Annotated in this window: 23 protein-coding genes; 8 read left to right on the top strand and 15 right to left on the bottom strand. The window is 73.8% G+C overall.

Annotated features, from left to right (window positions below):
• Positions 1-173: 173 nt before the first annotated feature.
• The 7 genes from I8N68_RS08200 to I8N68_RS08175 all read right to left on the bottom strand — a co-directional run bounded on the left by I8N68_RS08200 (position 174) and on the right by I8N68_RS08175 (position 5776).
• Complete coding sequence (locus I8N68_RS08200) at positions 174-332, bottom strand: hypothetical protein (RefSeq protein ID WP_200209244.1); 159 nt, start codon at positions 330-332, stop codon at positions 174-176.
• 489 nt (positions 333-821) lie between these two features.
• Positions 822-956, bottom strand: coding sequence for a hypothetical protein (locus tag I8N68_RS33555; protein WP_267909539.1), 135 nt, complete (start codon positions 954-956; stop codon positions 822-824).
• A gap of 661 nt (positions 957-1617) precedes the next feature.
• Positions 1618-2085: a DUF2637 domain-containing protein gene (locus I8N68_RS08195; protein ID WP_372433686.1), complete on the bottom strand. Its 468-nt coding sequence runs from the start codon at positions 2083-2085 to the stop codon at positions 1618-1620.
• A gap of 84 nt (positions 2086-2169) precedes the next feature.
• Positions 2170-2781 (bottom strand): hypothetical protein, encoded by a 612-nt coding sequence (locus I8N68_RS08190; protein WP_200209243.1) that lies wholly within the window; start codon positions 2779-2781, stop codon positions 2170-2172.
• Entirely contained in the window at positions 2714-3751 is a 1038-nt protein-coding gene (locus tag I8N68_RS08185) for a recombinase family protein (RefSeq protein ID WP_200209242.1), read from the bottom strand. The genes I8N68_RS08190 and I8N68_RS08185 overlap by 68 nt, the downstream gene beginning before the upstream one ends.
• A gap of 181 nt (positions 3752-3932) precedes the next feature.
• Positions 3933-4991 (bottom strand): GNAT family N-acetyltransferase, encoded by a 1059-nt coding sequence (locus I8N68_RS08180; protein ID WP_200209241.1) that lies wholly within the window; start codon positions 4989-4991, stop codon positions 3933-3935.
• A gap of 80 nt (positions 4992-5071) precedes the next feature.
• Positions 5072-5776 carry an ACT domain-containing protein gene (locus I8N68_RS08175; protein WP_200209240.1) on the bottom strand — a complete coding sequence of 235 codons (705 nt, stop codon included), beginning with the start codon at positions 5774-5776 and terminating at the stop codon, positions 5072-5074.
• A 149-nt stretch (positions 5777-5925) separates the two neighbouring features.
• Between I8N68_RS08175 and I8N68_RS08170 the strand changes: the two genes are divergently transcribed.
• Positions 5926-7014, top strand: a complete 1089-nt coding sequence (locus I8N68_RS08170) for a phosphotransferase family protein (RefSeq protein WP_200209239.1) — start codon at positions 5926-5928, stop codon at positions 7012-7014.
• Positions 7015-7116: 102 nt separating this feature from the next.
• Here I8N68_RS08170 and I8N68_RS08165 read toward each other — a convergent pair whose 3' ends face one another.
• The 6 genes from I8N68_RS08165 to I8N68_RS08140 form a co-directional block, all read right to left on the bottom strand.
• Positions 7117-8163 carry a LacI family DNA-binding transcriptional regulator gene (locus I8N68_RS08165; RefSeq protein ID WP_200209238.1) on the bottom strand — a complete coding sequence of 349 codons (1047 nt, stop codon included), beginning with the start codon at positions 8161-8163 and terminating at the stop codon, positions 7117-7119.
• A gap of 81 nt (positions 8164-8244) precedes the next feature.
• Entirely contained in the window at positions 8245-9702 is a 1458-nt protein-coding gene (locus tag I8N68_RS08160; RefSeq protein WP_200209237.1) for a GH1 family beta-glucosidase, read from the bottom strand.
• The gene (locus tag I8N68_RS08155; protein WP_234038946.1) at positions 9699-10598 is read right to left on the bottom strand and encodes a carbohydrate ABC transporter permease; all 900 of its coding nucleotides are present in this window, start codon (positions 10596-10598) and stop codon (positions 9699-9701) included. Before I8N68_RS08155 ends, I8N68_RS08160 begins: the two co-directional genes overlap by 4 nt.
• Positions 10599-10607: 9 nt before the next feature.
• On the bottom strand, positions 10608-11588 hold the full coding sequence (locus I8N68_RS08150) for a carbohydrate ABC transporter permease (RefSeq protein WP_200209236.1): 981 nt from the start codon (positions 11586-11588) through the stop codon (positions 10608-10610).
• Between the two features lie 119 nt (positions 11589-11707).
• Positions 11708-13021 (bottom strand): ABC transporter substrate-binding protein, encoded by a 1314-nt coding sequence (locus tag I8N68_RS08145; RefSeq protein ID WP_200209235.1) that lies wholly within the window; start codon positions 13019-13021, stop codon positions 11708-11710.
• 253 nt (positions 13022-13274) lie between these two features.
• A complete protein-coding gene (locus tag I8N68_RS08140) occupies positions 13275-13820 on the bottom strand; it encodes a plasmid pRiA4b ORF-3 family protein (protein WP_200209234.1) in 546 nt (181 codons plus the stop codon).
• Positions 13821-13971: 151 nt separating this feature from the next.
• Between I8N68_RS08140 and I8N68_RS08135 the strand changes: the two genes are divergently transcribed.
• A complete protein-coding gene (locus I8N68_RS08135; protein ID WP_200209233.1) occupies positions 13972-14757 on the top strand; it encodes a pyrimidine reductase family protein in 786 nt (261 codons plus the stop codon).
• Positions 14758-14804: 47 nt separating this feature from the next.
• On the opposite strand, the gene I8N68_RS08130 is transcribed toward I8N68_RS08135, so the two are convergent.
• Positions 14805-15869, bottom strand: coding sequence for a sigma-70 family RNA polymerase sigma factor (locus I8N68_RS08130; RefSeq protein WP_200209232.1), 1065 nt, complete (start codon positions 15867-15869; stop codon positions 14805-14807).
• 77 nt (positions 15870-15946) lie between these two features.
• On the opposite strand from I8N68_RS08130, the gene I8N68_RS08125 reads away from it, so the two are divergent.
• Positions 15947-16780, top strand: coding sequence for an alpha/beta fold hydrolase (locus I8N68_RS08125; RefSeq protein WP_200209231.1), 834 nt, complete (start codon positions 15947-15949; stop codon positions 16778-16780).
• A gap of 95 nt (positions 16781-16875) precedes the next feature.
• Here the strand turns inward: I8N68_RS08125 and I8N68_RS08120 are convergent, their stop codons facing one another.
• Positions 16876-18510, bottom strand: a complete 1635-nt coding sequence (locus I8N68_RS08120; RefSeq protein ID WP_200209230.1) for an alpha/beta fold hydrolase — start codon at positions 18508-18510, stop codon at positions 16876-16878.
• Between the two features lie 234 nt (positions 18511-18744).
• Here I8N68_RS08120 and I8N68_RS08115 point away from each other — a divergent pair, with 234 nt between their 5' ends.
• The 5 genes from I8N68_RS08115 to I8N68_RS08095 are packed head-to-tail and all read left to right on the top strand — an operon-like array spanning position 18745 to position 25962.
• Complete coding sequence (locus I8N68_RS08115; protein WP_200209229.1) at positions 18745-20487, top strand: ATP-binding protein; 1743 nt, start codon at positions 18745-18747, stop codon at positions 20485-20487.
• 12 nt (positions 20488-20499) lie between these two features.
• Positions 20500-21648, top strand: coding sequence for an exonuclease SbcCD subunit D (locus I8N68_RS08110; RefSeq protein ID WP_200209228.1), 1149 nt, complete (start codon positions 20500-20502; stop codon positions 21646-21648).
• Positions 21648-24122 (top strand): AAA family ATPase, encoded by a 2475-nt coding sequence (locus I8N68_RS08105; protein WP_200209227.1) that lies wholly within the window; start codon positions 21648-21650, stop codon positions 24120-24122. Before I8N68_RS08110 ends, I8N68_RS08105 begins: the two co-directional genes overlap by 1 nt.
• Before the next feature lie 20 nt (positions 24123-24142).
• Positions 24143-25105 carry a hypothetical protein gene (locus I8N68_RS08100; protein WP_200209226.1) on the top strand — a complete coding sequence of 321 codons (963 nt, stop codon included), beginning with the start codon at positions 24143-24145 and terminating at the stop codon, positions 25103-25105.
• Positions 25105-25962, top strand: coding sequence for a spermidine synthase (locus I8N68_RS08095; protein ID WP_200209225.1), 858 nt, complete (start codon positions 25105-25107; stop codon positions 25960-25962). Before I8N68_RS08100 ends, I8N68_RS08095 begins: the two co-directional genes overlap by 1 nt.
• Positions 25963-26031: the final 69 nt, after the last annotated feature.

Genomic DNA, 26031 nt, shown 5'->3' with positions numbered 1-26031 from the left:
GAGACGCCCTAGGAACGACGAGAGGCCCGCACGCTATGTAGGACTAGGGGCGGGCCTTTCGTCGAGGAGCGCAGGCTCGCGGAGATCGCGGCCGCGGAGCCCGTTGCTAGGGACCGGCGCGGACGGGGGCGCGCGATGTGGGCTCCCAGGGGGCCAAACGGGGGCGGCACGGGTCAGCCGTGACGGCGGCGGCTCGTCGGCATGGGCCGACAGACCGGGTGCCGCGTGGGGTGCGGCTCGCCCAACTGGTCGGCGACCCATGCGGCCAGCTCGTCAATGAAGTCGGCGGGCCAGCCGAGCGGCGTCGGGTCGTCTCCTTCGTGGGCGCTCATAGGGCCTGAGATTACGCCGAGGGTGCGGGCCCGCGACGACGTCCGGCGTCGAGGGAGCAGAGGCGCCAGGAGGGGCCGGGGCGTCGGTGCCCCTCGCTACCGTGACCGGCATGGCTATGTGGCGTTGTCCTGAGTGTGGGTTGATCGTCCCTGAGGAGGAGCGCGAGGCCCGGCGCGCGGCCGGGCTGGGAATCACGGTCGAAGACTCGGTCGTCGTCAAGGGGCGCGTCGAGATCCTGGCGGGCGAGCCGGTGACGCTGGACCAGGACAAACTCCAGGGCTGGCATGGCACCTGTCTGGACGCGCACGCGGCCCGGATCAACGAGGAGTTGCGGGCGGCGACGAGGCGGCGAGGGCGGATGTCGTGGCGCAGGCCGAGGCAGTCCTGGCGGCGGCCAGGGACGGTCGCGATGGCGGCGCGTCGGCAGGCGTGTAAACGCCGAAAGGCCCCGCACCGGAGAGCATCCGGGCGGGGCCGTGGACGTTGCGCTACTTGAAGAGGGCGATGATCGCGGCGACGGCGGCGACAGCCGCGAGGATGGCGTTGGACCACGCGAGCCGGTAGGCGCGGCGTGCCAGCCGGTCCGAGGCTTCAAGCGCTCGGCGGCGCTCGTGGCGCTCCAATTGTTCACGTAGTACTGCGTCCCGACGCCGGTGTTCCTGGCGGGGTGGTCATGCTCGGCGATGAGTTGCTCATCGGTTGCGGCGCGGAGGTCTGCGATTTTTCGAACCACGGCCCCAGGTTAGGCCGGGCGCGCCATTAGCTGGGGGCGGCGCCAGCCGTGCGCGGCGGCGTGCGCGAGCCAGGCCGGCTCGGCGTCGGCGAGGGTGTAGCGGACCCAGGCGGCTAGGGCGCGGCGCTCCTCCGGCGTCCTCGCGCGGTTGCGGGCGGCGTCGTAGACGGTCCGGCGGAGTTCCCAGAGGAGGGCCTCGCGGCCAGCGTCCTCGTAGGCGGCGCGTAGACGCGCGGCCAGGGCGCCGGCGCGCCATGCATGGCGCTGACGGTCTGGTCTTCGTGTACGTCATCACTGGCCATAGAAGCGCCATCGTACGAGGCCATCGCGAGGGATCATGCGCTCCAGTTCCGTCACGGCGTCACCCGCCACGAGAGCGGGCGACGCGACGACCGGGCGGGGCCAGTGACGTTGGGCGGTGCGGACGCTGACGCCTAGGGCGGCGCCGACGCTGGCAGGCGTCGCGCCCGGCTTGGCGGCGGCGGCCCGGATGGCGTCGGCCGACGACTGACGCGAGGGTCGGGCCTCGCGACGCGAACGGCGGGCCGGCGTCACGTTGGGGGTGCCTCGTCGGCGACAACCTGGGCGACAGGCTCGACCGTGTCGGCGACAGGCGCCGCCGACGACGCGAAGACGAGTTTTACGAGCGCCATGAACGCCAGGGCCGGGACGGCCGACAGTACGGCGCCAGAAAGGCCAGGCTTGGCAACGGCCAATTGCGCCGCCAGCGACAGGCACGCGGCGGCGATCAGGAGCGACGGCGGGTACCCGGCGGGACGGTCCGCGCGGCGGCGACGGCGGATATCGAGCAACGCGGCGACAGGCACAAGCTCGGAAATGCACGCGTTGGCCCAGCCAAACCAGTCCGGCGTACCGGCGGGGCTGTTGGTCCTGGTCCAGTGGTGGACGTGTGTAAACGAGGCCGCACCGGCGGCCAAGCCGACCACAAGCAGGATCGCAACCAGGACGACGGACTCGGCGCGCTGGGCGCGGGTCGGTCGGTAGGTAGGCTCGGGCATAGCGGAAACATCCAAAGTTCCGTTAGGGCCTCGGTCGGCGCTGCAATCGCTCGGCCGGCGCCTGCTTATGGAGGGGGCGGGCGCTTACACGTCGGCGGGCTCGTCCTCGCCCGCCCAGTGGACGCGGAAGCGCGCCTCCGGCGGTAGTGCCCGGTCGCGCATGATCGTCACGGTGTCGAAGGTGAGCCGGTAAAGCGCTCGTCGCTCCTCGGCGGTGCCGCCGTCGAGCGATTCGAATAGCTCGAAGGCGTCGAGCAACCCGCCGACGTCGGTAACCTGGTTGTCCTCGGGAACGGCGGCGGTCGCTGCTGCGAGACGGGATGCGGCGCGCTCGTAAAGCGCCGTCCAGCGCGCGATGCCGTTCTCTCCGACGAACTCGCCGCGCTCGTACCGGGCGGCTTCCAAGTCCGCTACGGCGGCCTCGGCGTTGGCTACTGCCGCGATGGCGGCGCGACGCTCAGCATCGTCTACCGGGTCCTGCTCGCGGAGCCAGCGCGCGGCGACAGCCTCGAACGCAGGGGAGCCGGGCTCCAGCGCGGCGACGCGCTTGGCGACGCGGATCGTCACCTCGGCCGTGATCGCAGGGGCGTTGACGTAGTTACCGGGGCACGGGCTCGCGCCCTGCGAGCTACGGACGCACTTGAACGCGTCCGCGCCCTTCTGCCGCTTGCCTCGGCCGCCTCGCTGAAAGGTCATCGCGCCGCCGCACTCGCAACGCAGAAGCCGGCTCAGCTCGTGCGCCACTGCCCCGGGCAGCGCCTACGGCCGGACTGCGGCGGCCGTCCGCGTTGAGCGCTGAGCGGGCGTCGAGCGCCGTTTGTAGGAGGTGCCACTCGCCGGGGCTGAGGATCGGCTCGTCCGCGACGACGACCAACTCGCCATTCTCGCCGCGCACGGGCCGGCCTTCGTTCGGCAGCCAGCCCGCCAGGGCCGGGTTGCGCAGGATGACGCGGACGGACTGAAGCTGCCATGTGAGCGGGCCGTCGTAGGTACGGCCGTTGCGGGCGGGCTTGTCGGGCCGCTTGTGCCCCTTGGCGGCCTTCGGCGTGGGCACGCCCTCTTCGTCGAGCCACCGCGCCAGGGCGCGCAGCGACTCGCCCGCCTCGGCGCGGCGCGCAAGCTCGCGGACGATCGGTGCCTCGTCGGGGTGCTGAACGAGGCGGTGGTCTTGGACGACGTAGCCGAACGGCCGTTCGCGGGTCCACCAACCCTTGCGGCGGTCGTTGGCCTGGCGGGATAGGACCCGGGCCTTCAGCGTCTCGCGCTCGGTGTAGGCGACTTCGGAAAGCACGGCCGCCGTGATGCGGAAGGCGTGCGAGTCGCTGTCCATCCGGTCGCCGTATGTCAACATCCGGGCGCCGGACGCTTTGAGCACTTCCAGCAACCGGGCCACAGCGGGCAGGCCCTCGCGCGAGATGCGGTCAAAGCGCCACGCGAGTAGCGCACCGGCTCGGCCGGACGCGGCGTCGTCGAGCCACGCGAGGAAGGCCGGACGCGCGGCGAGCGCGCCGGACAGGCCGTCGTCAACATGGGTAGCGACTACGCGGTAGCCCTCGTCGAGCGCGAGGCGGCGGAGGTCGCGCTCCTGGCGCTCCAGGGAGTCGGACTCATCTTTGGAGACCGATATCCGCAGGTAGAGTGAGCAGGTTTTCGGGGGTGTTGGCATGGCGCGGACGGTATCGCTGTGCTGGGACAATTCCCGGGCTACAGCAGCTACCCGGCCACCTGAGCCCGGACATGGGCAGGGCCCCCGTACCGGGGGCCCTGCCGTTTCACCGCCTCCGCACCGGAGGTCGGCCATCCCGCCGGCGCCGGGCGCACCACCCGACGCCGACGCTCCCTTCAGCTCACCCGGACCGGGCCGGGATGGTCACGCCGGCCACCAGCGGCACCGTCGCGGTCAGCAGGGACCCGTCCCGCTCCACCGGGGCCGGGCGGCCCAGCCGGGCCAGGGTCCGCAGCATCGGCGCGTTCTCCGCCAGGACGTGCAGCACCATGGCCGCGTACCCGGCCCGCTCGGCGTGCCCGACCAGGCGGTAAAGCAGCGCGGTGCCGATGCCCCGCCGCTGCCAGTCGTCCCGGACCAGCAGCGCCACCTCCGCCTCGTCCCCCTCGGCGAGCAGGTTCGCCATCGCGACGACGGACTCCGCCGCCCCGCCGGAGCCGGACCGGGTCACCACGAGGCTGATCCCCCGCGCCGGTTCGAGCAGTCGGCGCAGCCGGGACGGCGACGGGCATCCCGCCCCACCCAGGTAGCGGCGCTGCCGGCTGCGCGCCGAGCAGCCCTCGTGCAGCTCCACCACGCCCGCCAGGTCGTCCGCCGTCGCCGGCCGGACCAGCAGCTCCGCCCCGTCGGGCAGCAGCAGGGTGACCTGGTCCGCCGCCCGACGCGCCGCGGTGGCCGCCAGCTCCACCAGCGCCTGCGCCCGCGCGTACTCGGCGGGCGTGAAGCTGGGGGCGGCCCGGCGCAGCTCGAACGACCCGCCGGTCGGGTCGGCGAGCCGCATCGTCGCCGCGCCGATCCCCGGCCGGCCGCCGACCGGCACCGGCCGCCAGGTCACCGCGTCCGCGCCGAGCAGGGCGCGCAGCGCCTCCCCGGTCGAGTCCGGGTCACGGACCAGCCGGCCGGCCAGGCCGAGCACCCGGGTGGGCTGGTCGGCCAGGCCGCGCGCCTCGCTGCGCGCCACCCAGCAGTCCCGTCCCCGCCCCCGCTCCACGGCGGTCAGCAGGTCCGCCTCGGTCAGCTCGTCGGGCGCGTCGACGAGAAAGTCGTCGACGGCGCCCACCTCGGTGGTGTGCACCTGCACGGTGAGGATGTTGACCCCGCGCAACGCGAGGCTCGCCGTGAGCACCGACAGGTAGCCGGGCCGGTCGTCCACGGTGGCTCGGATCCGCCATAGCGTCATGTCTGCTCCCTCCCTCACCACAAGACCCTGCCGGGTGGCTGTTGCGCCGCCGTTGCCCGACGGTGACACGCACCGACCGGTCAGGTGACGCTTGTCACGGGCGGGGCACCGACCAGGTCGAGGCGGTCACCGAGGATCACGGCGCTGGCCCGCACCAGCTGGGCCAGCCGGTCCACCTCGGTGGCGTGGAACGCGGCGGCCGCGAGGGGCTCGCTGCGGTCGCGCGCCACCACCAGCACCAGGCCGGCGCGGCCGAACGGCGCGACCGCGTAGTGGTCGCCGTCCGCGGTGGTCATCGCGCGGGCCCGCAGCGGGGTCACCTCCGGCAGCCGCGGCGGTTCCGGCGCCCGCCAGCTCGCGTGCCCGACCGTCGCCGCATCGCCCTCGCCGGTGCGCGAGGCCCAGTCCAGCGGTACGACGGCGGCCACCGCCCAGTCGGCGGCGAGCAGCCCGGGCACCGCGTCGACCAGGGTGGCCACCCCGTCGGTCGGGTTCGCGGCGACCTGGGCGAGCAGTTCGGCGTCCTGGCCGGTGGTGGTCGGCGCGCCGATCGCCCGCCACACCCCGTCCACCTTGACGCCGGGGATCGCGGCCAGCCCGGCGAGCAGCCGCTCCACCCGGGCCGCCCCCGGCCAGACCACGGTGAAGTCGTCGACCGCCCGGCCGCCGAGCCGCTCCAGCACCACCACCTGCACGATGTCGGCGCCGGAGACGCCGAGGGTGCGGGCCACCTGGCCGAGCGTCCCGGGTCGGTCCGGCAGGGTCACCCGAACTCTCAGCAACATGTCTGGTCCCTCCGCTCGGCGGGCCGGCCGTGGCGGCCGGCAGGCTGGGCACCAGCCTGCCGGTTGACCATTTCGCCCCTGTTGCAGCGGCATGTCCCGGCGGGAAAACCGACCTTGACAACAAAGCTGAGGTGCCATCAACTATTCGGATGACCGAACCGGCCGTCGATCCCGCCCCGCTCCCGACCGGCTCGGCCGCCGACCGGCCTCCCCGGGGGCTCGACCTCGACCGGCTCGCCGCGTACCTGGCGGAGCACCGGCCCGAGCTGGCCACCGGGCCGCTGTCGGCGCGGCTGATCGCCGGCGGCAAGTCCAACCTGACGTACCTGGTGCGCGCCGGCGGGCGCGAGCTGGTGCTGCGCCGCCCCCCGCTCGGGCACGTGCTGGCCACCGCGCACGACATGGCCCGCGAGCACCGGGTGATCTCGGCGCTCGCGCCGACCGACGTCCCGGTCCCGGAGGTGCTGCTGCTCTGCGCCGACGCCGAGGTGATCGGCGCGCCGTTCTACCTGATGGAGAAGGTCGAGGGCGAGGTCTACCGGACCCGGGCGCAGACCGACCCGCTCACCGACGGGCAGCGGCACGACCTGGCCATGGCGATGATGGACACTCTCGCCGCGCTGCACATGGTCGAGCCGGCCGCCGTGGGACTGGCCGACTTCGGCCGCCCCGAGGGCTACCTGGGCCGGCAGGTGCGCCGCTGGGCCGGCCAGCTCGACCGCTCCCGCAGCCGGGAACTGCCCGGCATCGACGAGCTCCGCGACGCGCTCGCCGACACCGTGCCCGAGGGCGCCAACGCGGGCCGGATCGTGCACGGCGACTACCGGCTGGACAACCTCCTCGCCGCCGTCGACCCGGTCGAGGTGCGGGCGGTGCTGGACTGGGAGATGGCCACCCTCGGTGATCCCCTCGCCGACCTGGGGCTGCTGCTGACGTACTGGAGCGTGCTCGGCGACAGCGAACTCGCCGAGGGCAACCCCGTCGCCGACGGGATCGGCCCGCGCGCCGGCTTCCCCAGCGGCGACGAGCTGATCGACCGGTACGCCGGCCGCAGCGACGTCGACGTGGGCCCGCTGCACTGGCACGTGGCGCTCGGCTGCTTCAAGCTCGCGGTGATCTGCGAGGGGATCCACTACCGGCACACCCTCGGGCAGACCCTCGGCGGCGGCTTCGACCGGATTGGCGACATGGTGGCGCCGCTGGTCGCGCACGGCCTGCGCGCGGTCCGGGGGAAGTGACGGAACTTCGTCCCGTCCGGCCCGGTAGTTGCCGTCGCGACGCCGGCGGGCGGGCCACCTCCCGACACGAGCCGGCGGCGGCACCCTCCCCCGCGGCGGAGGTCAGGCGGAGGTGCGGTGGATGAGTTTGGTGTCGAGGAGGACGTGGGGGGTCGGGACCTCGTCGCCGCGGATGCGGGAGACCAGCAGGCGGGCCATCTGGCGGCCCATCTCCTCCACCGGCTGGAAGACCGTGGTCAGCGGGGGCTCGGCCTGCCGGGCGATCGGGGCGTCGTCGAAGCCGACCACCGCCACGTCCTCGGGCACCCGGCGGCCGGCCTCGCGGAGCGTACGCAGGGCGCCGAAGGCCATCAGGTCGGAGGCGGCGAAGACCGCGTCCAGGTCGGGGCAGACCGCCAACAGCCGCCGCATGCACGCGGTACCGCTGCCCTCGCTGAAGTCGCCGTACGCGATCAGGTCCGGGTTGACGCTGGCGCCCGCGGCCCGGACCGCCTCCCGGTAGCCGGCCAACCGGGCCAGGCCGGCGCCCATGTCCTGCGGCCCGGCGATGGTGGCGATGCGCCGCCGCCCCCGCGCGAAGAGGTGCTCCACCGCCTGCCGGGCGCCGCCGACGTTGTCCACGTCGACGAACCAGGCCGGCGGGGCGTCGGGGTGCAGCATCCGGGCCGGCCGGCCGCCGAGCACGGCGGGCAGGCCGCGCTCCTCCAACAGGGTGGGCAGCGGGTCGGAGTCGTGCAGCGAGAGCAACAGAACCCCGTCGACGTGCTGGTTGGTCAGGTGGTGCTCGACCCGCTCCCGCTCGATCGGCGACTGCACCATCGCCAACCAGAGCTGCATCGGCGTCTCCAGCAGCCCGGAGCTGACGCCGCGGACGATGCTGGCGAAGAACGGCTCGGTGAAGACCCGCTCGCCGGACTCGGAGACCACCAGCGCCACCGAGTCGGTCCGCTGGGTCACCAGCGCCCGGGCGGCCCGGTTCGGCACGTACCCCAGCTCGGCGATCGCCTGCTGGACGGCGGCCCGGGCCTCCGGGCTGACCTGGGGCGAGCCGTTGACCACGCGGGAGACCGTGCCGCGTCCCACGCCGGCGCGGGCCGCGACCGCGTCGAGGGTCGGGCGCCCGAGCGAACGCGTGCGCTGCGTTGTCATGGTCTGCTCCTCCGACGTCGGACGGGCCGGCACCGGTTGAGGCGTCGGTGCCGGGCCGCCCGTTACTGGCTGGCCTGGAGCCTACTGCGCGGCCAGACCGTTCCGTCGGATCACCTCGGCGTACCACCTGGCGCTGGACTTGGGGATCCGCACCTGGCTGTCATAGTCGACGTGGACCATGCCGAAGCGCTTGGTGTAACCCCAGGCCCATTCAAAGTTGTCCATCAGTGACCAGGCGAAGTAGCCCTTCAGCGGCACTCCGGCGCTGATCGCCGCGTGCGCCGCGCGCAGGTGCGCGTCGAAGTACGCCAGCCGGTCCGGGTCGTCGACCTGGCCGTCGACCACCGCGTCGACGAAGGCCGAGCCGTTCTCGGTGACGTAGAGCGGCAGGTCGGTGTAGTCCCGGTGCACCCGCTCCAGCGTCTCCACCAGGCCGGGGGCGTCAATCTCCCAGTCCATGTCGGTGACCGGAACGCCCCGGGTGACGAACCGGACGTCCTCGCTCCCCGGCCAGCACGACGGCGCCCGCCAGTACGCCTCCGGCTCCGCCCCCTCGACCGGGGCGGCGACCACGTGGCGGCTGTAGTAGTTGATGCCCACCACGTCCAGCGGGCTGGAGATGATCGCCAGGTCGCCGTCCCGGACGTGCCCGAAGTCGCTGACCTCGCGCAGGTCGGTCCGCAGGTCGGCCGGGTAGGACCCGCGCAGCACCGGGTCGAGGAAGAACCGGTTCGCCAGCCCGTCGATCCGCCGGGCGGCGTCGACGTCCCCGGCCGCGTCGCTGGCCGGGGTGACCGGGTACAGGTTGAGCGTGATGCCGAGCTGCGCCTGCGGCCGGGACGCCCGCAGCGCCTGCACCGCGAGGCCGTGGCCGAGCATCAGGTGGTGCCCGGCCCGGACCGCGTCGCCGCCGTCGGAGCGGCCCGGCGCGTGCACGCCGGAGCCGTAGCCGAGGAACGCCGAGCACCACGGCTCGTTGAGCGTCGTCCAGTACGTCACCCGGTCGCCGAGGGCGTCCGCGACGAGCTGGGCGTAGTCGGCGAACCGGGCGGCGGTGTCGCGCGCCGGCCAGCCGCCGGCGTCCTCCAGCGGCTGCGGCACGTCCCAGTGGTAGAGGGTCAGCCACGGCTCGATGTCGTGCGCCAGCAGCTCGTCGACCAGCCGGCGGTAGAAGTCGTCGACCAGCCGGCGGTAGAAGTCCAAGCCCTCCTGGTTCGCCGCGCCGGTGCCGCCGGGCTGCACCCGCGGCCAGGACACCGAGAACCGGTACGACTTCAGCCCCAGCTCGGCCATCAGCCGGACGTCCTCGGGCATCCGGTGGTAGTGGTCGCAGGCCACGTCCCCGGTGTGCCCGGCCACCGTCCGGCCCTCGGTGTGGCTGAAGGTGTCCCAGATCGAGGGGGTACGGCCACCCTCGGCCGCCGCGCCCTCGATCTGGTACGCGGCGGTGGCCGCGCCCCAGAGGAAACCGGGCGGGAAGGTGAGTTCCGGGCCCTGGTCGAGGACGCCGACGGCGGGCGGGCTGGCTGGGTTGCTCACGACTTGACGGCGCCTTCCATGATGCCGCCGATGATCTGGCGGCCGAACAGTACGAACACGATGAACAGGGGCAGGGTGGCGATCAACGTACCGGCAAAGATCTGGGAGTTGTCGGCGAAGTAGGCGGTGTTGAGGCTGCGCAGGGAGATCTGGACGGTCGGGTTGGCCGGGTCGGCCAGCACCACGAAGGGCCAGAAGAACTGGTTCCACTGTTCCATGAAGGTGAGCAGGCCGAGCACCGCGGCGGCGGGGCGCAGGGCCGGCACCACCACGTGCCAGTACACCTTCCAGGTGGAGCAGCCGTCCACCCGGGCGGCCTCGATCAGCTCGTTCGGTACCGCCTGTTCGGCGTACTGGCGCATCATGAAGATCCCGAAGCCGCCGATGAGGAGCGGGACGGTCACCGACGGCATGGTGTTCAGCCAGTCGAGCTTCGCCATCAGGATGTACAGCGGCAGCACGCCGAGCTGGATCGGCACCATCATCGAGGCGAGGATGATCAGCAGCAACGCGTTCTTGCCCCGGAACCGCAGCTTGGCGAAGGCGAAGCCGGCCAGCGAGCCGAAGAAGACCGTGGCCACGGTGATCGTGCCGGCGACCAGGAACGAGTTCAGCAGGCCCTTGACGATGTTGGCGTCGCCGTTGGCGAGCACCCGCTGGATGTTGTCGCCGAGCTTGCCCCCGGGCAAAAACGGCGGCGGCCAGGAGTTCGCCGCGTCGTTGGTGCGCGAGGCGATCACGATCATCCAGTAGAACGGGAACAGCGAGAGGATCACCCCGAGGACCAGGCCGAACCAGGTCAGCGGGCTGGCCTTCCAGAGGCGCTCGGCGGAGTGACCGGCGGCGCGGGCCTTCCCGGTGGGGCGTACGGGTGGGCGGAGCGTGGTGGTCGTCATCTCGTCACCTCACGTGTCGGAGCTGATCCGGCGGGCCAGCAGGTAGTTCACCGTCGACATCAGCGCGATGAGCAGGAAGAGCACGAGCGCGACCGCGCCGGCGTACCCCCAGCGGAACCGCTGGTTCATCACGTCGAGCAGGTACATGGTGATGGTCTGGAACTGCCCCTCCGAGCCGCCGGAGAGGCCGCCGGAGCCGCTGGTGAACAGCAGCGGCTCGGTGAAGAGCTGCAACCCGCCGATGGTCGAGATGATCAGCGTGAAGATGATCGTCGGGCGGAGCTGCGGGATGGTGATCGACCAGAACTGCCGCCGCCGGGAGGCGCCGTCCAGCGACGCGGCCTCGTACAGGTCCTTGTTGATGGACTGCATGGCGGCCAGGTAGATCAGGGCGTTGTAACCGACCCACCGCCAGTCGACCATCGTCGAGATGGCGAACCAGGAGGCGTACCGGTTGGCCCGCCAGTCGATCGGGCCGAGGCCGACGCTGTCGAGCAGCCAGTTGACCAGGCCGAAGTCCTTGGCGTAGATCATCGAGAAGATCAGCGCGACCACCGCGGTGGAGGTGATGACCGGCATCGCGATGGCCATCCGGAAGAAGGTCTGCGCGCGCAGCTTCCGGTTCAGGGCGTTGGCCAGCACCAGCGCCAGCAGCAGCTGGGGCACGGTGGAGAGCAGGAACATGCCGAAGGTGTTCACCACGGCGTTCCAGAACTGCGGGTCGTCGGTGATCAGTTCGACGAAGTTGTCCAGCCCGACGAAGGAGATCGTCGGGTTCAGCGGCGACCGGTCGGTCAGCGCGATCCAGACCGTGTACGCGATCGGGTACGCGCTGAACACGACGAGGATCACGAAGAACGGCAGGACGTAGAGGTAGGGCGAGTACGTCAGGTCCAGCCGGGTCAGCGAGGCGGTACGGCGGTGCGTTGGCCGGGCGGCGCGGGACGGTCCAGGGTCGGGGGGCGCCGCGGCGTGCAGGTCGAGGCTCATTGACGGTCCTTGTCCTCGGCCGGCGTCACCCGCCCACACGGGCGACGCCGGGGGGTGGGCACCGCGGGTGGCGCCGACAGCCGGCGGTGTCGACGCCACCCGCGGTGGCTCCGGCCGGGTCACTTACCGGCGGCCGCGCCGTTCTTCAGCGCTGCCTGCCACTGCTCCTCCGCGGACTTGCCCTGCTCGACGGCGCGCAGGCTGTTCTCCACGGCGGTTCGCACGGCGTTGTTCTTCGGGCCGAGGTAGACCGGCTTCAGCTCGCTGGCGCCGGCACCGAAGATCTTGCCGATCGGCGCCTTGCTGAAGTAGTCGTTGGTCGCGTCGACGACGGCCGGGTCGGCCAGCGCCTGCGGCGACGAGGGCAGGTTGCCGAGCTTCTTGAACGCCTCGATCTGGCCCTTGCTGCTGGTCAGGAACTTCGCCAGCTCGGCGGCCTCCTTGGCGTGCTTGCTGGACTTCGGCACGGCCAGGAAGGAGCCGCCCCAGTTGCCGCCGTTGCCGGGGGCCTTGGCGATGTCCCACTTGCCGGCGGCCGCGTCACCGGCCTGGCCCTTGATGACACCGGTCATCCAGGCCGGGCAGGCGATGGTGGCGAAGGTGCCGTTCTTGAAACCGGCGTTCCACTCGTTGGAGAACGACTGGAGGTTGTTGGACAGGCCGGCCGCGATCATCGTGGTGGTGAGGTCGTAGGACGCCTTGACATCCGGGTTCTCGCCGATGACCAGCTTGTTGCTCTTGTCGTAGTAGGTGTAGCCGGTGCCGGCGCCGGCGGTCTGCATCAGCACCACGTTGTAGAAGTTGGTCGCCGAGTCGACGAACTTGTGCTTCCTGTCGGCGGCGGCGAACTTCCGGCCGGTGGCGATGAACTGGTCCCAGGTCGGCCAGAGCGCCCCGACCTGCTCGCGGTCGCTGGGCAGGCCGGCGGCGGAGAACAGGTCGCTGCGGTAGCACAGGGCCATCGAGCCGACGTCGGTGCCGAGGCCCAGCACCTTGCCGTCGGGGGTGGTTCCCTGCTCCCACTTCCAGGGCAGGAAGTTGCCCTTGAGGTCGTTCGCGCCGTGGTCGGCCAGGTTCACGAACTTGTCGGCCTGGGCGTAGAACTGCACGATCGTGCCCTCTTCGAGGGCGACGATGTCGCCGGCGCCCGACCCGGCGGTGATCTGCTGGGTCAGCCGGGTGTTGTAGTCGCCCAGGCCCAGGCCCTTGCCGCGCTCCTGGATCTTGACGTTCGGGTGGTCGGCTTCGTACTGCCGGTAGAGCTCGTCGTAGCCGAAGCCCTGGTCGCCGAAGACGTCGACGACCAGGGTGACCGGGCCGTCACTGCTGCCGCTGTCAGACGAGTCATCGCCGCAGGCGGTGGCGGTGGCGAGCAGCGCGACGGAGGCGAGCGCGATCGCCGCGAACCGGCGGCGACGGGTTGGGACGCTCATCCGAGACCCCTCTTTCGATGGTGAGGCGGGTGTCTGTGTGGTGGGGGGTGCTGTTGCAGCGCCGGGCCGCCGGCCGACGGCGTCGGCAGGCGGGGGCCCGGAACGGTCGCGGATGAGATCCGCGCCACACCGGGAGCGCTCCCATGACATTGCCGGGAGGCGTCAGGGGTGTCAATAGGTGGATGGGAGCGTTCCCATATCGTTACCGCGTCGATCGATGCGTGGCGAACTCAGCGGGGTGGGAGAGCCCGGATCAGCAGAGCCGGCGCAGCAGGGTGCTGGTCCGGGCGGCGTCGAAGGCGTCCGGGTCGAAGCCGGCGCCGACCCACTCCCCCATCGCGCGGTGCTCCGGATGGGCCGGATCGGCGAGGGCGGCCAGCAGTGCGGCGTACCCGGCCGGGCCGCCGACGTCCTCCGGCGGGCAGGCCCGCTCACCGTCGAGGCAGGCCGGGTACCGCTCGTCCGGGTCGGCCGTGCAGACGTCCTCCACCAGCAGGGCGTGCTCCCACCAGTCACCGAAGTCGTAGGTGTAGTGGAACCGGCTGCCCTTGCCGACCACCGCGTCGAGGCGGACGTCCAGCTCGTCGCGGACCGCCAGCTCGCCGTCCGGGTCCGGCTCGCCGTACTGGCGCCCGTCGATCTCGAACGAGTGCAGGTGACAGTCCCGCCAGCCCATCGCGTGCTGCACCACCCGGTGTACCCGGTCCAGGGTGTAACCGGCCGGGACGAGCACCCGCCGCCACACCGGGGGTCGGACCCCGGCCAGTGCGACCGTGAGCTGCAAGATCTGACGCGGCATGGGTGTCCCATCCTCCCTCGGCATAGGCTGCCAGCATGATCTGCCGAGCGTGCCGCGAGCGACGGCACGACGACTGTCCGGGCCGGAAGTGGTGCGACTGCCAGCACCGTACCCCCGAACCCACCCCTCCGGTCACGGGTCCGGCCGGCGAATGAGCGTCGAAAGTCCGATTTCCCGGGTCTGGCCCGCGCCCGCGACCGGGCCGCTGACCGACCCGGAGCTGGCCGCGCTCTACGGCCGCGCCGAGCGCCCCCACCTGCGGGTCAACTTCGTGTCCAGCGTCGACGGTGCGGTCACCCTGGACGGCTACTCCGCGGGCCTGTCCGGAGAGCCGGACAAGCGGGTCTTCGGCCTGCTCCGGATGCTCTGCGACGGCCTGGTCGTGGCCGCCGGCACGCTGCGGCACGAGGGCTACCGGGCGGTCCGGCTCAGCGAGCCGCGCCGGGCGTGGCGCCGGGCGAACGGCCTGACCGACTACCCCACGCTGGTGGTGGTCTCCGGATCCCTCGACCTCGACCCCGCGCAGGGCGCCTTCGCCGACGCGCCGGTGCGGCCGGTCGTGCTCACCCGGGACGACGCCACCCCGCCGCCGGGGCTCACCGACGTCGCGGACCTGGTCCGCTGCGGCCCGGACCGGGTGGACCTCGCCGCCGGCCTGGCCGAGCTGCGCCGGGGCGGCCTGGGCCAGGTGCTCTGCGAGGGCGGCCCGCACCTGTTCGGCGCGCTCACCGCGGCCGACCTGGTCGACGAGCTCTGCCTGACCGTCGCGCCGCTGCTGGCCGGGGGCGGCCCGGGGCGGATCAGCGCCGGGGACGCCAGCGCGCCCCGGCGGCTGCCGCTGCGCCACGTGCTGGCCGCCGAGGACGGGGCCCTCATGCTGCGGTACGCCCGGAACGCGGACGACGCCCCGCCGGCCGGCGCCGCGCCCGCCGCCTAGGGACGTACCCGGGTCGGGCGGGCGCCCGGTCTCGACGGCGGCGCAGCTCAGGCGATCCCGGGCGGGGCGACCACGTGCCGACCCGCTCCCCGAGTCGCCGGTAGCGCGTCCGGCAGCCCGAACGCCGGGAAGTGCGTCACCTCCAGGAACGAGGTGATCTCCGCGATCCGGGCGCCCCGCAGCGTCAGCACGTTGATCGACCAGGGCAGGTACGGCCCGGTCGCGCCCCGGCGCAGGTAGGACGCGACGGCGGGCTGGCCGTTCGCGCTGGTCGGCAGGTGTCGCCAACTCCCGCAGCGGGTCAGGGGCGCCTGACGGGCGAAGTCCATGACCGCGGCGAGGCCCCGGTACCACTGCGGCATCGGCGGCATCGACCAGGTGACGTCCTCGGTGAGCAGGGCGATCAGGGCGTCGGCGTCACCGTTCTCCAGCGCGGTGGCGTACCCGGTGACGATCTCCCGCAGGCGGGCGTCGTCGAGCGTGCGCAGCGTCCGCTGCTGGCTCGCGGCGGGGACCCGCTCGGCGACCATCCGCCGGGCCCGCGCGAGCGCCGAGTTCACCGACGTCGTGGAGGTGCGCATCATCGCCGCGATCTCCGCGGCGGAGAAGCCGAGGACGTCGAAGAGCAGCAGCGCCGCCCGCTGGTTGCCGGGCAGGTGCTGCAACGAGGCGACAAAGGCCAGCTCGACGGCCTCGCGCCGCTCGTAGCGCACGTCTGGGGCGGCCGGACCGGCGGCGAGGTCGGCATCGGGGTAGGGACCGAGCCAGGCGATGTGGTCGGCCGGGCGGTTGTCCGGCACCGCCCGCTCACTGGCCGGACCGAGGTCGACGGGCAGGGCCCGGCGGCGGCGGCCGGCAACGAGGTCCAGGCAGGTCCGGGTGGCCACGGTGTACAGCCACGAGCGCAGCGAACCGCGGCCCGCGAAGCCCGGCAGTCCCCGCCAGGCCCGCAGCAGGGCCTCCTGGAGGGCGTCGTCCGCGTCATGGGTGGAGCCGAGCATCCGGTAGCAGTGCGCGTGCAGTTCCCGGCGCAGCGGTGCGACGAGCGCGGTGAAGGCGGCCCCGTCGACCGGGTCCGACCCGCGACCCGGCGCGTCTTTCGGCGAAGTCACGCTCACAAGCGACGATTCTGCCGCAGGACGGGAGTCTGCATGGTGAACCGCGATTCGCCACGACCCGGGAGGACCCGATGAGCAGCATCTCCGCCGAGCATGTCACCGCCGCGACCCTGGAGGTCCCGGACGGGCGGCTGTACTACGAGGTACGCGGGCGGGGCCCGCTGGTGGCGCTGGTCGCCGCCCCGATGGACGCCGGGGCCTTCGCCCCGCTGGCCGACCTGCTGGCCGCGGAACACACCGTGCTGACCACCGACCCGCGCGGCATCAACCGCAGCGTCCTGCACGATCCGCACCAGGACTCGACCCCGCAACTGCGCGCCGACGACATGTCCCGGCTCCTCGCCCACCTCGACGCCGGCCCGGCCGCCGTGCTCGGCTCCAGCGGCGGCGCGGTGACCGTCCTCGCCCTCGCCCAGGCCCACCCGGATCAGGTGCACACGGTCATCGCGCACGAGCCGCCGCTGCTCGGGCTGCTGGACGACCGGGCGGAACTCCTGGCCCGGGAGGACGACATGATCGCCACCTACCGTTCCGGGGACCGGCTGGGCGCCGGGCGCCAGTTCCTGGCCAACGCGAACATCCAACTGCCGGAGGAGCTGGTCCAGGGCATGTTCGGCGGTGAGCCCGAACCGCAGGCGGCCGCCGACGAGCACTTCCAGTACCTCCACATGATCCGCGGGACGACCCGGTTCCAGCCCGACGTCGCCGCCCTCCGCGACGGTGCGACCCGCGTCGTCGTCGGCCTCGGTGCGCGGTCGACCGGCCAGATCTGCGACCGCACCGCACGGGCGCTCGCCGCGGCGCTGGGCGGCGCCCCCACGATGTTCCCCGGCGGGCACCTCGGCTTCGTCGAGGACCCGCCGGCCTTCGCCGCCCGGCTGCGCGAGGTGCTCGCGCAGGGCTGAGACCCACCGCCGGCGCAAGGCCGCCGGCCGGCGCGCTCTGCCGGGGGTACGCGGACAGCCCCGCCCGCGGCCCGGTCCTCGAGGTGCCGGCCGGCTCAGCGCGCCTCGCAGATCTTGCCGGTGAAGGCCGGGTCGGCCTCCCGCGTGGCCGACCAGACCGGATTGACGGACACGGCGAGCGGGGGTGGCTGCCACGCCGCGCCCAACCGCTGCAGCAGGCGGTACTCCCGTCTCGGCCGGTCGACCTCATCGCCGGCCAGGAAGCTCACGACCCGTGTCTCCGCCGCCTGCCGGTCGAGCAGGCCGCCGTGGAAGGCGGGCAACTGGAAGACCGGGACCCGGCTGTACTCGCCGGGCGGGGCCTCCACCGCGCTGACCGTCGGCAGGAAGGCGATCATGCGTACGCCGGCCACCGGGCAGAGCGTGCGGTTGCGGAGGAACGGCGCATTGACGAGGACCGAGCGGAGGAACGGCTGGTCCGGGTCGTTCTTCACCTCCTGCGGAAGGTTCGCCAGGGCGAAGATCCCCCGCAGCTCCCAGCCCGCGGCCAATCCCCAGCCGCTGTGTCCCGGGGGCGGATAGTAGGCGCGCCCCGGCTGCACCAGCGGGCTGAACAGCATCACCGCCTCCACCGGGGTCGGCTTCGACCACTTGTCCAGGTACATGCGCGCCACCATGGCCCCCTCGCTGGACCCGAGCAGTGCCACCGGCCGGCCGGTCCGCCGGTGCAGCGCGTCGACGTGCGCCGCGAGCAGGACGCCGCTGGCGTCCAACGACTGGTGGGTCTCCATCGGCCCGTACGGCAGCGGTCGGCCCTGGCCGTCCAGCCCTCGGTAGGAGAAACGCTCGACCCGCGGATCCGCCGGCGGCCGCCCGTCCCAGCGGGAATCGTGCCCGGCGATGACGATCACCGCGTGCGGGACCCGGTCGGGCAACCGCTCGGAGATGACCGGGGGACGCCACTCCTCCGGCCTGCCCATCGAAAGGTTGATCAGTGGCTGGGCGCCCACCGCCGCGGCCATGGTGAGCACGATGGCGACCGGCGCCACCGGCACCCGCAGCCAGCGGATGCGCCCGGGCAGCGCCGCGGCGGCCACGGTCCGCCGCCAGAGCAGCCCGTTCGCCACGCCGCAGAGGGCGGCCACCGCGACCGGCCACCAGCCCGGGACGCTCGTGATGAGGGCGGCCCCGAGGGTGAGGAGCGCGAAGTTGACCAGGGACCAGCCGAGCAGTCTGAGCGTGGGCAGCCCTCGCCACCAGTGCGCGACCACCCCCGCCCGCTGGAGGAACGGGGCCAGCACCAGCATCGGGACGAGCGAGGCGAGCAGGTACCAGGAGAGCGCGACGGCGGAGAAGGCGACGGAGAGCGCGGCCCACGGGGAGATGATCACCGCGGCGAGCGCGGCGACCTCCACGTTCCGCCTGACCAGCCACCCGAACGCGGGGCGGTCCACGGTCCCGGGCCAGGCCAACGCGGTGAGCCCGGCCGACACCAGGCCACGGAACACGGTGAGGGCCAGCAGACCGAGCAGGAACGACCACCAGGAGTCGTGGTAGACCAGCAGCCACCGCAGGTCGTGGTACGAGTCGTACGGCCAGACGGCGGTGACCTGGGGAGCGAGGCCGCGGGCGGCGTGGAAGCCGATCCCGACCAGTAGAGCCGCCTCCAGCACCGGGGGCAGCACGGCGAGGGCCAGCAGCGCGGCCCATCGGCTACCTGAGGGAGTCACGGTCGCTCCTCGCGCCCGGGATCTTGGGCTACCTGCATGTTCTCGCGGATGGCGGCGGGCCGGGCGGAAACCGGGTTGATCCGGTGACGGACCGCACCCGCGCGGTTCCGCTGTGCCAGGGTCCGGAGGCGCTGGCGTGGCGTCCGCCGCGTCGCGTGGCAACCTGTCGCATCCCTCGGGCAGGATGCACCACGTGCCCCGCGACCGAGACGACCAGCTGACCGGAGTCCGCCGATGACCGACGATCTGCTCGACGGCCCCGGCGACGGGGTCGGCCGGGTGCTCGGCACCGCCGACGCCACCCCGCTGACGTTCTGGACCGCCGTCGCCCCCGGCAGCTACCTCCAGCTCGACGACGTGGTGGTCACCAGGCGCGAGCTGCCCGGCCGGGAGCCGGTGACCATCGCGGGCGTGGTCACCCAGGTCCGTGCCCGGCACGAGGGCGCGCAGTTCGACTCCGACGTCTTCGCCATCGCCGACGGGACCCTGCCCGCCCAGGTGCAGGAGGCCGCGGAGATCACCACCACCCGGGTCGACCCCGAGTTCTACGTGCCGCCCACCCCGGGCGCCGTGGTGCACCGGGCCGAGGGCGACGCCCGGGCCCGGGCGCTGCACTTCGACCGGATGGAACGCCGCATCCCGATGGGCATGGGCCGCGACGGCGTTCCGGTCTACCTCAACGCCGACTTCCTCGACGGCACCCGGGGCGCGCACGTCTCCATCTCCGGCATCTCCGGGGTGGCCACCAAGACCAGCTTCGCCACCTTCCTGCTCTACTCGGTCTTCCGCTCCGGCGTGCTCGGCGGCGACGCGGTCAACGCCAAGGCGCTGATCTTCAACGTCAAGGGCGAGGACCTGCTCTTCCTCGACCACCCCAACACCCGGCTCGACGACGCCACCCGGGCCGGGTACGCGAAGCTCGGGCTCGACGCCGGCGCCTTTCCCGACGTGCGGGTCTACGCCCCGCCCCGGGTCGGCGACTCCTCAGGCACGCCGGACGTGAGCAGCCGGCTCACCGGCGTGGACAGCTTCTACTGGACGCTCGCCGAGTTCTGCGCCGACCGGCTGCTGCCCTACGTCTTCGCCGACGCCGACGACGAGCGCCAGCAGTACACGATGGTGGTCCACTCGGTCGCCGCCCACCTGGCCCGGTACGCCCAGCCGGCCGACGGCGGGGTCAGCCTCGACGGGGTCCGGCTGGGGTCGTACGGCGACCTGGTCGACCACATCGTCGAGCAGCTCAACGACGACGAGACCCGATCGGCGTGGGCGGGCAGCGCGGTCGGCCTCGGGACGGTCAACGCGTTCGCCCGCCGGCTGATCGGCAGCAAGAAGGACCTGGCTCGGCTGATCCGCGGCGACCTGGCCACCCGCCGCCCGCACTCGATCAACACCGCCGAGAGCGCCCAGGTCACCGTCGTCGACCTGCACAACCTCCCCGACCGGGCGCAGCGCTTCGTGGTCGGCGTGACGCTGAAGAGCGAGTTCGAGCGCAAGGAGAAGGCCGGCACGGCCAAGCCGCTGCTCTTCGTCGTCCTCGACGAGCTGAACAAGTACGCCCCCCGCGAGGGCTCCTCCCCGATCAAGGAGGTGCTGCTGGACATCGCCGAGCGGGGCCGCTCGCTCGGGGTGATCCTGGTCGGTGCGCAGCAGACGGCGAGCGAGGTGGAGCGTCGGATCGTCACCAACTCGGCGATCCGGGTGGTCGGCCGGCTCGACCCGGCCGAGGCGTCCCGCCCCGAGTACGGCTTCCTCCCGCCGGCCCAGCGGCAGCGGGCCCTGCTGGCCAAGCCGGGCACCATGTTCGTCAACCAGCCGGACATCCCGGTCCCGCTCTGCCTGGAATTCCCCTTCCCGGCCTGGGCGACCCGGGTCTCCGAGGCCGGCCGGGCCCCGTCGGAGACGCTCCGCTCGATCACCCAGTCGGCCGACCCGTTCGCGGTGGTCGGCGCCGGCGACGACGACATCCCGTTCTGAGGTGGTCCAGCCATGAAGATCCTGCACACCTCCGACTGGCACGTGGGCAAGGTGCTCAAGGGGCAGTCCCGCGCCGAGGAGCACACGCAGGTGCTCGCCGGGGTGATCGAGATCGCCCGGCAAGAGCGGCCGGACCTGGTCATCGTGGCCGGCGACCTGTACGACACCGCGGCGCCCACCCCGGAGGCGACCCGGCTGGTCACCCGGGCGCTGACCGCGCTGCGGCGCACCGGCGCCGACGTGGTGGCGATCGGCGGCAACCACGACAACGGCCAGGCCCTCGACGCGCTGCGCCCCTGGGCCGAGGCGGCCGGCATCACCCTGCGCGGCGGCGTTCGGGACAATCCGGCCGAGCACGTCATCGACGGGGTCACCGCCGACGGGGAGCGCTGGCAGCTCGCCGCGCTGCCGTTCCTGTCCCAGCGGTACGCCGTCCGCGCGGTGGAGATGTACGACCTCACCGCCGCCGAGGCCAACCAGACGTACGCCGACCACCTCGGCCGGGTCCTCGCCCGGCTCTGCGCGGACTTCACCGAGCCCGACCGGGTGCACCTGGTCACCGCCCACCTGACCGTGGTCGGGGCGAGCACCGGCGGCGGCGAGCGGGACGCGCACACCGTCCTCGGCTACGCCGTGCCGGCCACCGTCTTCCCCGGCAACGCGCACTACGTGGCGCTCGGCCACCTGCACCGCTCCCAGCGGGTCATCGGCCCCTGCCCGGTGCGCTACAGCGGCAGCCCGCTGGCCGTCGACTTCGGCGAGCAGGAGAACGTCGGCTCGGTGACCCTCGTCGAGGTGACCGCCCGGACCGCCGCCCAGATCCGCGAGGTGCCGGTGCCGGGGACGACCCCGCTACGCACCGTGCGGGGCACGCTGGCCCAGTTGGCCGAGCTGGACGCCCCGGAGGGCTGGCTGCGGGTGTACGTCCGCGAGCAGCCCCGCGCCGGGCTGCGCGAGGAGGTGCAGGACCTGCTTCCCCGCGCACTGGAGATCCGGATCGACCCGGAGCTGGTCCCGGCCCCCGGCAGCGGCACCCGCACCGCGCAGCGGGCCGGCCGGTCGCCGCGCGAGCTCTTCGCCGACTACCTGGGCAGCCGTGGACACGCCGACGAGGGCGTCCAGGAGCTCTTCGACGAACTCCTCGAGGAGGCCGAACGCTGATGCGACCGATCCGGCTGGACATGGCGGGCTTCACCGTCTTCCGCGAGGAGACCACCGTCGACTTCACCGACGCGGACTTCTTCGCCCTCGTCGGGCCGACCGGCTCCGGCAAGTCCACCGTCCTCGACGCGATCTGCTTCGCCCTCTACGGCATGGTGCCCCGCTGGGGCGGCGCCCGGGGCCTGGCCAACGCGCTCGCCCCGTCGGCCACCGAGGCCCGGGTCCGGCTGGTCTTCGAGTCCGCCGGCGACCGGTACGTGGCCACCCGGGTGGTCCGCCGGGACGGCCGGGGCGCGGTCAAGACCGCCAACGCCGGGCTCCAGCTCATGCCGGCCGGCTTCGACGTGACCAAGCTCGACACCGGGCTCAGCCCGGACGACCTCGGCGAGGTGATCGCCGGCACCCCGGCCGAGATGGAGGACGCGGTCGGGGAGGCGGTCGGCCTGCCGTACGAGCAGTTCACCTCCTGCGTGGTGCTGCCGCAGGGGCAGTTCGCGGACTTCCTGCACGCCAAGCCGGCCACCCGGCAGCAGATCCTGGTCAACCTGCTCGGCCTCGGCGTCTACGAGGCGGTGCAGAAGCGGGCCACCGAACGCGCCGGGCAGGCCGAGGCGAAGCTGCAGGCCGTGGACCGGATGCTCGGCGGGCTCGCCGCCGTGGACGACGAGACGTTGGCCGGCGCCGAGGAGCGGGTCGGGCGGATGCGCGAGCTGGCCGGGGCGGTGGCGGTCGCCGTACCGGAGCTGGAACGGGCCCGGGCCACGGCGCGGGAGGTGGCGGCGACGCTGGCCGCGCTCGACGCGGAGCTGGCGGTGCTGGCCGGGGTGCGGACACCGGACGGGATCGCCGAGCTGGCCCGGGCGGTGACCACGGCGCGGGCCGCCGCCGGCGACGCCGCCGCCACGGTGGCGCTCGCTGAGGAGCGGGAGGAGAAGCTGCGCGGCGAGCTGGCCGCGGCCGGCGACGAGAGCGCGCTGCGCCTGCTGCTGAAGGCGCACGCCGACCGGGAGCGGCTGACCGCCGAGGCGGACACGGTGCACGCGGCGGTGGCCGCGGCCCAGACCGAGCACGACGCGGCGGCGCGGGCCCTCGCCGAGGCGCGGGCGGCGGCCGAGGGGGCGGACGCGGAGCTGGAGGCGGCGTTCCGGGCGCACGAGGCGGCGAAGGCCACCGATCAGGCCGTGGCGCTGCGGGCGCACCTGGTCGACGGCGCGCCCTGCCCGGTCTGCGAGCAGGTGGTGCCCCGGGTGCCGGCGATGCCGGCCGGGTCGGCGGTGGCCCGGGCCACCGCCGCCGGGAAGGCGGCCCGGGCCGCCAGCGAGGCCGCGAAGCGGGCTGTGCAGGAGCGCGACGCCGCCGCCCGCGAGCTGGACCGGGTGCTGCTGCGCGCCCGCGCCGAACACGACCAGTTGCGGGCCCGGCTGGTCGAGCTGGACGACCAGCTCGCCGACGCGGCCACGCCGGCCGCGCTGCGGGCGGGCCTGGACGAGCACGCCCGGCTGCGCCGGGCGCTGGAGGAGGCGGCGACCGCGGTGCGCGCCGGCCGGGACGCCGCCCGGCGGGCTCGGGGCGCGCTGGACGGCGCCGAGGAACGGCTGCGCCGGGCGTGGCGCGACTTCGACACGGCCCGCGACCGGCTCGCCCGGTTCGGCCCGCCGGCCGCCGAGCGCGACGACGTCGCCGCGGCCTGGGCCACGCTGGCCGAGTGGGCCGGCGGGCAGGCCGACCGGCGCCGGACCGACCGGGCCGGGCTGGTGGCCTCGGTCGCCGCGGCGGAGGCGGCGGCCGGCGACGTCGAGGAGCGGATCGCCGCCCTGTTCGCCGCCGCCGGGCTGGACGTCGCCGACGACCCGGGCCGGGCCGTCGCGGTGGCGGTGGAACGCGCCGAGGCCGAGCTGCGCCGCCTGGTCGAACGGCGCGAGCACGCCGCCGAGCTCCGCGAGCAGCGGGCCGCCCACGAGCGGGAGGCCCGGGTCGCCCGGGCCCTGGCCGGGCACCTGCGGGCCAACAACTTCGAGCGGTGGCTGCTGACCGAGGCGTTGGACCTGCTGGTCGACGGCGCGTCGGGGATCCTGCGGGAGCTGTCCGGCGGCCAGTACGACCTGGTGCACCACAAGGGCGAGTTCTTCGTGGTCGACCACCACGACGCCGGGCTGCGCCGGGGCGTGCGCACCCTTTCCGGCGGGGAGACGTTCCAGGCGTCGCTGGCGTTGGCGCTGGCGCTCTCCGAGCAGCTGGCCGGGATGTCGACCACCGCGGCCAGCCTGGAGTCGATCGTGCTCGACGAGGGCTTCGGCACGTTGGACGCGGCGACGCTGGACACCGTGGCCGCCACGCTGGAGAGCCTGGCCGCCCGGGGTGACCGGATGGTCGGCGTGGTCACCCATGTGCCGGCCCTCGCGGAGCGGATCCCGGTCCGCTACGAGGTCCGCAAGGACGCCCGTACGGCCCGCATCGAACGGACCGGCCTGTGAGCGGGGCGGGGGCGGGCGGCGTGAGCGCGGCCCGGTTCTTCGTCGACGCGTGGGACCCGGCGTACGGGGCGTCGTTCGAGGCGTCGGCCGGCGGCCCGGCGGCGCCGAGCAGCGCTCAGGTCGACCCGGACGTGGAGCTGCCGGCGGCGGACTGGCGGGCGATCGGGGCCCGGCGCGACGTGCCCGCCCCGGCGGTGGTGCTGCTGGTCGACGGGGTACGCCGGATCGACGCCAGCGTCTGGACGGCCGAGGAGGACGGCGGGTCGTTCCCCGGCATCGCCGCCTCGTACGCGGCCGGGGTGGTCCGCTGCGACCTGGAGCGGGGCGCGGCGGAACTGGCCGGTGCCCGGGTGGGCCGGGGTCTGTTCACCGCCAGCCCGTCCGCGCAGGACGTGGTGGCCGGACGGATCCACTACCCGGTGCACCGGGTCGGCGGCACCGGCGAGCTGAGCAAGCTCCCGGCGGCGGTGCAGGGCCCGCTGACCGCGCTGGAGGTGGCGGTCTCCGACGCCGCCCGGGTCGACGGCGACCTGTTGGTGGTCGACGGTCCACTGCGCAGCCGCCGGCAGCTGCCGCGCACGCTGGGCTACATCAAGACGCAGCACAGCCAGTACCTGGACGCCCGGCTGACCGCGGTGGTGACCGGGTTGGCTTCGGGCGAGCGCTCCCCCGTCTTCCGGCTCGGCACCGCCTGGGGCGGGTACTCGTGGTACCTGCGGCTACCGGTGGCGCCCGGCGCGCCGTGGGCCGGCATCGTGCGGATGGAGTGCTCCGCCGACCTGACCGAGGCGGAGGCGATCGGCCTGGCCGATCTCTCGCTGGTCACCCTGCCCCGGTTCGCCTCCACCCCGTACAAGGACCCGCGCGCCCCGCAGAACCTCGTCCCCATCGCCGGGCTGGAACGCAAGCTGCGCGGGCTGCTCGGCGACGCGCGCCTGCTGCACCGGGTGCTGATCGCGGCGGCGCGCGGGATCCGGCGCTGATGGGCCGCCGACGCGACGCCGACCGGGTGACCGAGCAGGTCGACACCGGGCTGGCCGAGCTGGTGCCGGATCCGGACCGGCCGGGTTCCTGGACGCTGCTGCTCGACGGCGCCCCGCAGTCCCATGTGGACCTCACCGATCCCACGCACCTGGAGTTCGAGTACGTCCGGCGGTTGGCCGCCGCGGTGGACCTGATCGCCCCGGCCGGCGCCCCGCTGCGGGTGCTGCACCTCGGCGGCGGCGCGCTGACCCTGCCCCGGTACGTCAGCGCCACCCGGCCCGGCTCGACCCAGCGGGTGTCCGAGCTGGACGGCGCGCTGGTGGAGCTGGTCCGGCGGGCGCTGCCCTGGCCCACCGACCCCCGGCTGCGGGTGCGGGTGGCCGACGCCCGGGCCACCCTGACCAGCAGCCGGGACGCCAGCTACGACGTGGTGGTCGCGGACGTCTTCGCCGGCGCCCGCACCCCGGCCCACCTGACCTCGGTGGAGTACGCCGCCGAGGTGGCCCGGGTGCTCCGGCCGGGCGGCTGGTACCTGGCCAACGTCGCCGACGGCCCACCGCTGCGGCACGCCCGCGCCCAGGTCGCCACGGTCCGCTCGGTGCTGCCCCGGGCCTGCCTGGTCGGCGACGCGGCGGTGCTGCGCGGCCGGCGGTACGGCAACCTGGTGCTGGTGGCCGGCCGGACCGAGCCGCCGGTGCCGGCGCTGACCCGACGGGCGGCCGGCGACTGGTTCCCGGGCCGGGTGCTGGCCGGCGACGAACTGGACCGGTTCGCCTCCGGCGCGCCGGTGGTCCGGGACGCCGACGCCACCGACTCCACCCCACCCCCGCCCGGAATTTTTTCCGTGCGTCGTTGATCCGCTGAGCGGACCGCTCCGTACCACCGGGCGGCCATGCCCGTGGGGGCCGGCTGATGTCATCGGACA

Source organism: Micromonospora coerulea (genome assembly GCF_016598485.1).
Classification (GTDB): domain Bacteria; phylum Actinomycetota; class Actinomycetes; order Mycobacteriales; family Micromonosporaceae; genus Micromonospora; species Micromonospora coerulea.
This window is presented reverse-complemented; position numbering and strand designations above follow the sequence as displayed.

What these genes read in the sequence shown, in the direction of transcription:
- I8N68_RS08200 (WP_200209244.1), bottom strand. Translation starts at nt 332, where the DNA reads ATGAGCGCCCACGAAGGAGACGACCCGACGCCGCTCGGCTGGCCCGCC.
- I8N68_RS08195 (WP_372433686.1), bottom strand. Translation starts at nt 2,085, where the DNA reads ATGCCCGAGCCTACCTACCGACCGACCCGCGCCCAGCGCGCCGAGTCC.
- I8N68_RS08190 (WP_200209243.1), bottom strand. Translation starts at nt 2,781, where the DNA reads ATGACCTTTCAGCGAGGCGGCCGAGGCAAGCGGCAGAAGGGCGCGGAC.
- I8N68_RS08185 (WP_200209242.1), bottom strand. Translation starts at nt 3,751, where the DNA reads ATGCCAACACCCCCGAAAACCTGCTCACTCTACCTGCGGATATCGGTC.
- I8N68_RS08180 (WP_200209241.1), bottom strand. Translation starts at nt 4,991, where the DNA reads ATGACGCTATGGCGGATCCGAGCCACCGTGGACGACCGGCCCGGCTAC.
- I8N68_RS08175 (WP_200209240.1), bottom strand. Translation starts at nt 5,776, where the DNA reads ATGTTGCTGAGAGTTCGGGTGACCCTGCCGGACCGACCCGGGACGCTC.
- I8N68_RS08170 (WP_200209239.1), top strand. Translation starts at nt 5,926, where the DNA reads ATGACCGAACCGGCCGTCGATCCCGCCCCGCTCCCGACCGGCTCGGCC.
- I8N68_RS08165 (WP_200209238.1), bottom strand. Translation starts at nt 8,163, where the DNA reads ATGACAACGCAGCGCACGCGTTCGCTCGGGCGCCCGACCCTCGACGCG.
- I8N68_RS08155 (WP_234038946.1), bottom strand. Translation starts at nt 10,598, where the DNA reads ATGACGACCACCACGCTCCGCCCACCCGTACGCCCCACCGGGAAGGCC.
- I8N68_RS08150 (WP_200209236.1), bottom strand. Translation starts at nt 11,588, where the DNA reads ATGAGCCTCGACCTGCACGCCGCGGCGCCCCCCGACCCTGGACCGTCC.
- I8N68_RS08145 (WP_200209235.1), bottom strand. Translation starts at nt 13,021, where the DNA reads ATGAGCGTCCCAACCCGTCGCCGCCGGTTCGCGGCGATCGCGCTCGCC.
- I8N68_RS08140 (WP_200209234.1), bottom strand. Translation starts at nt 13,820, where the DNA reads ATGCCGCGTCAGATCTTGCAGCTCACGGTCGCACTGGCCGGGGTCCGA.
- I8N68_RS08135 (WP_200209233.1), top strand. Translation starts at nt 13,972, where the DNA reads ATGAGCGTCGAAAGTCCGATTTCCCGGGTCTGGCCCGCGCCCGCGACC.
- I8N68_RS08125 (WP_200209231.1), top strand. Translation starts at nt 15,947, where the DNA reads ATGAGCAGCATCTCCGCCGAGCATGTCACCGCCGCGACCCTGGAGGTC.
- I8N68_RS08115 (WP_200209229.1), top strand. Translation starts at nt 18,745, where the DNA reads ATGACCGACGATCTGCTCGACGGCCCCGGCGACGGGGTCGGCCGGGTG.
- I8N68_RS08110 (WP_200209228.1), top strand. Translation starts at nt 20,500, where the DNA reads ATGAAGATCCTGCACACCTCCGACTGGCACGTGGGCAAGGTGCTCAAG.
- I8N68_RS08105 (WP_200209227.1), top strand. Translation starts at nt 21,648, where the DNA reads ATGCGACCGATCCGGCTGGACATGGCGGGCTTCACCGTCTTCCGCGAG.
- I8N68_RS08095 (WP_200209225.1), top strand. Translation starts at nt 25,105, where the DNA reads ATGGGCCGCCGACGCGACGCCGACCGGGTGACCGAGCAGGTCGACACC.